This is a genomic window from Actinotalea sp. JY-7885, from assembly GCF_014525465.1.
Lineage (GTDB): Bacteria > Actinomycetota > Actinomycetes > Actinomycetales > Cellulomonadaceae > Actinotalea.
In genome coordinates this window covers 1-6,108 of sequence record NZ_JACEXH010000048.1, presented here as the reverse complement: position 1 = coordinate 6,108, position 6,108 = coordinate 1, and the positions used below count along the sequence as shown (strand labels likewise).

At 58.6% G+C, this 6,108-nt stretch carries 3 rRNA genes; all 3 read right to left on the bottom strand.

The annotated features are described in order from the left end of the window. Positions 1-50: 50 nt before the first annotated feature. The 3 genes from rrf to IDM29_RS06460 all read right to left on the bottom strand — a co-directional run bounded on the left by rrf (position 51) and on the right by IDM29_RS06460 (position 5,241). Positions 51-167, bottom strand: a 5S ribosomal RNA gene (gene rrf / locus IDM29_RS06470). Positions 168-242: 75 nt separating this feature from the next. Then, positions 243-3,350, bottom strand: a 23S ribosomal RNA gene (locus IDM29_RS06465). A gap of 368 nt (positions 3,351-3,718) precedes the next feature. Continuing rightward, positions 3,719-5,241 (bottom strand): 16S ribosomal RNA (locus IDM29_RS06460). Together the 16S, 23S and 5S rRNA genes form the textbook arrangement of a ribosomal RNA operon. Positions 5,242-6,108: the final 867 nt, after the last annotated feature.

The following is a 6,108-nucleotide window of genomic DNA, read 5'->3' as shown; positions in this document are numbered from 1 at the left end:
AACGCAACGAGGCCGTCCCCGAAAAGGGGACGGCCTCGTTGTGAAGTGATGTTCGGCGGCGACCTACTCTCCCACACAGTCTCCCGTGCAGTACCATCGGCGCAGAAGGGCTTAGCTTCCGGGTTCGGAATGGAGCCGGGCGTTTCCCCTTCGCTATGACCGCCGAAACTCTATGGAGATGTCAATCGGGTTCCCGACCGTATCTCGGGAACCGCACAGTGGACGCGTAGCACAAGTAAGAGTGTGTCAAGTTATCGGCTTATTAGTACCGGTCAGCTGCGGCAGTCGTTAGTCCTGCCTTCCACATCCGGCCTATTCACCCAGTGGTCTAGCTGGGAGCCTCTCGGGATCAAGTCCCATGGAAACCTCATCTTGAAGCAGGCTTCCCGCTTAGATGCTTTCAGCGGTTATCCCTTCCGAACGTAGCCAACCAGCCGTGCTCCTGGCGGAACAACTGGCACACCAGAGGTTCGTCCGTCCCGGTCCTCTCGTACTAGGGACAGCCCTTCTCAAGTTTCCTGCGCGCGCAGCGGATAGGGACCGAACTGTCTCACGACGTTCTAAACCCAGCTCGCGTACCGCTTTAATGGGCGAACAGCCCAACCCTTGGGACCTACTCCAGCCCCAGGATGCGACGAGCCGACATCGAGGTGCCAAACCATGCCGTCGATATGGACTCTTGGGCAAGATCAGCCTGTTATCCCCGGGGTACCTTTTATCCGTTGAGCGACGGCGCTTCCACAAGCCACCGCCGGATCACTAGTTCCGACTTTCGTCCCTGCTCGACCTGTCAGTCTCACAGTCAAGCTCCCTTGTGCACTTGCACTCGCCACCTGATTGCCAACCAGGCTGAGGGAACCTTTGAGCGCCTCCGTTACATTTTAGGAGGCAACCGCCCCAGTTAAACTACCCACCAGGCACTGTCCCTGATCCGGATTACGGACCGAGGTTAGATATCCAGAACGACCAGAGTGGTATTTCAACGTTGACTCCACCGACACTGGCGTGCCGGCTTCACAGTCTCCCACCTATCCTACACAAGCCGTACCGAACACCAATACCAAGCTATAGTAAAGGTCCCGGGGTCTTTCCGTCCTGCTGCGCGTAACGAGCATCTTTACTCGTAGTGCAATTTCGCCGAGTTCGCGGTTGAGACAGCGGAGAAGTCGTTACGCCATTCGTGCAGGTCGGAACTTACCCGACAAGGAATTTCGCTACCTTAGGATGGTTATAGTTACCACCGCCGTTTACTGGGGCTTAAATTCTGAGCTTCGCTCCGAAGAGCTGACCCGTCCTCTTAACCTTCCAGCACCGGGCAGGCGTCAGTCCGTATACATCGTCTTGCGACTTCGCACGGACCTGTGTTTTTAGTAAACAGTCGCTTCTCCCTGGTCTCTGCGGCCTTCGAACGCTTCGGCAGCAAGTGCCTACACGCCTCAGGCCCCCCTTCTCCCGAAGTTACGGGGGCATTTTGCCGAGTTCCTTAACCACGATTCTCTCGATCGCCTTGGTATTCTCTACCTGACCACCTGAGTCGGTTTAGGGTACGGGCGGCTAGAACCTCGCGTCGAGGCTTTTCTAGGCAGCATAGGATCACCCAATCATCCCGCATAAGCGGTCACCATCAGTTCTCAGGCTATGTGAGCTGCGGATTTGCCTACAGCTCGCCCTACAACCTTGGACGTGGTCTACCATCGCCACGCTGGGCTACCTTCCTGCGTCACCCCTGTTAATACGCTTACCTACTACCGGTTCGGGTCGTGCGCTCCCCCGTCACGTCCCCGAAGGGATCTAGACGGCTTCGGGCACTTAGCATCACCGGGCTCGGTATGGGCGGTTCTTCGCCGGTACGGGAATATCAACCCGTTGTCCATCGACTACGCCTGTCGGCCTCGCCTTAGGTCCCGACTTACCCAGGGCGGATTAGCCTGGCCCTGGAACCCTTGGTCATTCGGCGGACGGGTTTCTCACCCGTCTTTCGCTACTCATGCCTGCATTCTCACTCGTGTGGCGTCCACCGCTGGGTCACCCCGCGACTTCACTCGCCACACGACGCTCCCCTACCCATCCACACGCCTGGATCCGAAGACCTAGCTATTGTGTGAATGCCACAGCTTCGGCGGTATACTTGAGCCCCGCTACATTGTCGGCGCGGAATCACTTGACCAGTGAGCTATTACGCACTCTTTCAAGGGTGGCTGCTTCTAAGCCAACCTCCTGGTTGTCTGTGCAACTCCACATCCTTTCCCACTTAGCATACGCTTAGGGGCCTTAGCTGGTGGTCTGGGCTGTTTCCCTCTCGACTACGGAGCTTATCCCCCGCAGTCTCACTGCCACGCTCTCACTTACCGGCATTCGGAGTTTGGCTGACGTCAGTAACCTTGTAGGGCCCATCGGCCATCCAGTAGCTCTACCTCCGGCAAGAAACACGTGACGCTGCACCTAAATGCATTTCGGGGAGAACCAGCTATCACGAAGTTTGATTGGCCTTTCACCCCTAACCACAGGTCATCCCCCCGGTTTTCAACCCAGGTGGGTTCGGTCCTCCACGCGGTCTTACCCGCGCTTCAACCTGCCCATGGCTAGATCACTTCGCTTCGGGTCTAGAGCACGCGACTGTATCGCCCTATTCGGACTCGCTTTCGCTACGGCTTCCCCACACGGGTTAACCTCGCCACGTACCACTAACTCGCAGGCTCATTCTTCAAAAGGCACGCCGTCACCCCTGCTAGGGAGGCTCCGACGGATTGTAGGCAAACGGTTTCAGGTACTATTTCACTCCCCTCCCGGGGTACTTTTCACCTTTCCCTCACGGTACTTGTCCGCTATCGGTCACTAGGGAGTATTTAGGCTTAGCAAGTGGTCTTGCCGGATTCACACGGGATTTCTCGGGCCCCGTGCTACTTGGGATCCCCTTCGGGAGGCCACGCCATTTCGTCTACGGGGGTCGCACCCTCTGTGCCGGGCCTTTCAATGCCCTTCGACTATGACGCGACTTTCTGACTCCCTGCCAGCTCGGCAGAACTGACTGAAAGGTCCCACAACCCCGACCGTGCAACACCTGCCGGCTATCACACACGATCGGTTTGGCCTTCTCCGCTTTCGCTCGCCACTACTCACGGAATATCTCTTCCTGTGGGTACTGAGATGTTTCACTTCCCCACGTTCCCTCCACACGCCCTATATATTCAGGCGCGGGTAACTGGACATGACTCCAGCTGGGTTTCCCCATTCGGAGATCCTCGGATCACGGTTCGTTTGCCAACTCCCCGAGGCTTATCGCAGGCTACTACGTCCTTCTTCGGCTCCTAGTGCCAAGGCATCCACCGTTTGCCCTTAAAAACTTGCCACAAAGACTTACTTAAAGATGCTCGCGTCCACTGTGCAGTTCTCAAGCTACGGGCGGCCCCACCAGGATCCCGGCGCCTACCCCACCCGAAGGCGAAGCGGTTCATCCGGTCCCGAAGGTCCGATCGCAACCAACCCCCCACTGGGGGCCGGCCCGAGGTCCAGGTGCAAACACCTGTTCCCTCAGGACCCAACAGCGTGCCGAAACAACCACCCGGAGGTCTTCAGGTTCCTCCCGCGCCGAAGCACGAGGTACTGAGAAGCCACCAACGCGGCTGCCACTGGTCGATGTTCCACCCGTGAGCTACCCACCTCGAGACGAACGCTCGAGTAGTAGGCCCTGGACGCTCTCGCGCCAGATGCTCCTTAGAAAGGAGGTGATCCAGCCGCACCTTCCGGTACGGCTACCTTGTTACGACTTAGTCCCAATCGCTGGTCCCACCTTCGACAGCTCCCCCTCTTGCGAGTTGGGCCACTGGCTTCGGGTGTTACCGACTTTCGTGACTTGACGGGCGGTGTGTACAAGGCCCGGGAACGTATTCACCGCAGCGTTGCTGATCTGCGATTACTAGCGACTCCGACTTCATGGGGTCGAGTTGCAGACCCCAATCCGAACTGAGACCGGCTTTTTGGGATTCGCTCCACCTCGCGGTATCGCAGCCCTTTGTACCGGCCATTGTAGCATGCGTGAAGCCCAAGACATAAGGGGCATGATGATTTGACGTCATCCCCACCTTCCTCCGAGTTGACCCCGGCAGTCTCCTATGAGTCCCCACCATGACGTGCTGGCAACATAGGACGAGGGTTGCGCTCGTTGCGGGACTTAACCCAACATCTCACGACACGAGCTGACGACAACCATGCACCACCTGTATACCGCCCTTGCGGACCCCATGTCTCCATGAGTTTTCGGTATATGTCAAGCCTTGGTAAGGTTCTTCGCGTTGCATCGAATTAATCCGCATGCTCCGCCGCTTGTGCGGGCCCCCGTCAATTCCTTTGAGTTTTAGCCTTGCGGCCGTACTCCCCAGGCGGGGCACTTAATGCGTTTGCTGCGGCACGGAACTCGTGGAATGAGCCCCACACCTAGTGCCCAACGTTTACGGCATGGACTACCAGGGTATCTAATCCTGTTCGCTCCCCATGCTTTCGCTCCTCAGCGTCAGTTGCGGCCCAGAGACCTGCCTTCGCCATCGGTGTTCCTCCTGATATCTGCGCATTCCACCGCTACACCAGGAATTCCAGTCTCCCCTACCGCACTCTAGTCTGCCCGTACCCACTGCAGGCCCGAGGTTGAGCCTCGGGTTTTCACAGCAGACGCGACAAACCGCCTACGAGCTCTTTACGCCCAATAATTCCGGACAACGCTTGCGCCCTACGTATTACCGCGGCTGCTGGCACGTAGTTAGCCGGCGCTTCTTCTGCAGGTACCGTCACTTTCGCTTCTTCCCTGCTGAAAGGGGTTTACAACCCGAAGGCCTTCATCCCCCACGCGGCGTCGCTGCATCAGGCTTTCGCCCATTGTGCAATATTCCCCACTGCTGCCTCCCGTAGGAGTCTGGGCCGTGTCTCAGTCCCAGTGTGGCCGGTCGCCCTCTCAGGCCGGCTACCCGTCGTCGCCTTGGTGAGCCATTACCTCACCAACAAGCTGATAGGCCGCGAGTCCATCCCAGACCGAAATTCTTTCCAGACGCTACAGATGCCCGTGCGTCTCGTATCCGGTATTAGCTCCGATTTCCCGAAGTTATCCCAGAGTCTGGGGCAGGTTACTCACGTGTTACTCACCCGTTCGCCACTGATCACCCGGTGCAAGCACCGAGATCACCGTTCGACTTGCATGTGTTAAGCACGCCGCCAGCGTTCGTCCTGAGCCAGGATCAAACTCTCCGTAGATGTCTATAGTCACCCACCCCCGAAAGGGCAGAGAAACCAACACACGAAGCGACCCCCCGAAAGGGGCCAGTTGAATCTGGCATCGATCAAATGTCAACTGACGTTAAACATTCGTCTCAACCACGTCGTCCGCCCCCGACAAGCACCCCACCGAAAGCAGGACACCCACCAAGAACGCCGACAAATGGCATCGACTTTTGGCACGCTGTTGAGTTCTCAAGGAACAGACGCACATCCCTCAAGGCCGTTTCCGACCCATCCGGAGGCAACTTCTCAATCTTATGCTCCTGGGCGCTGGTGTCAAATCCGCTGGACCGACTCCAATGCACAGGCAACCCCGTCCGAGGCGCGGTGAAGCGCCTCAATCTGAAGGGGGTTGGCACCCTGGGACCGGCCTGCAGATCTCTCCGCTGTCCGTGCCTCCCGTTCGGGTGCATGGCAACGTTACACGGGTTGGGCCGGCACTCCAACTCGCGCCGCTGTGGCCTGGGACACGCAGCTCGACGCGCGCCGATCGCCCGGCGCCGCCGGGCGCTGCGGCCCTCGCGCGGGGCTAGGGGCGCCCGCGCCAGCTGGGCGTCAGACGCGAGTGCGGCGCGGGTTGCTGACGCTCGTCCACACGTCCTGTTCCGCGACGACGACGTCCGTGGTCTCTGTCTCGTGCATGGCACACCTCTTCCTCGGTGACTCGATCTCTCGATGTCGAGACATCTTCGCCTGCTCCTAGCGCCTTGCGCACCCCCAGGGAGCGATCGCTTGCTGGCGAGCCGTTGCCGATATATCGTGAGCGTGTCAACGAAAGGACATCATCATGAGGAACCACAACCACATCGGCCCGCGTGGCGGGGCAGAGGTCCGCTTCCGCTT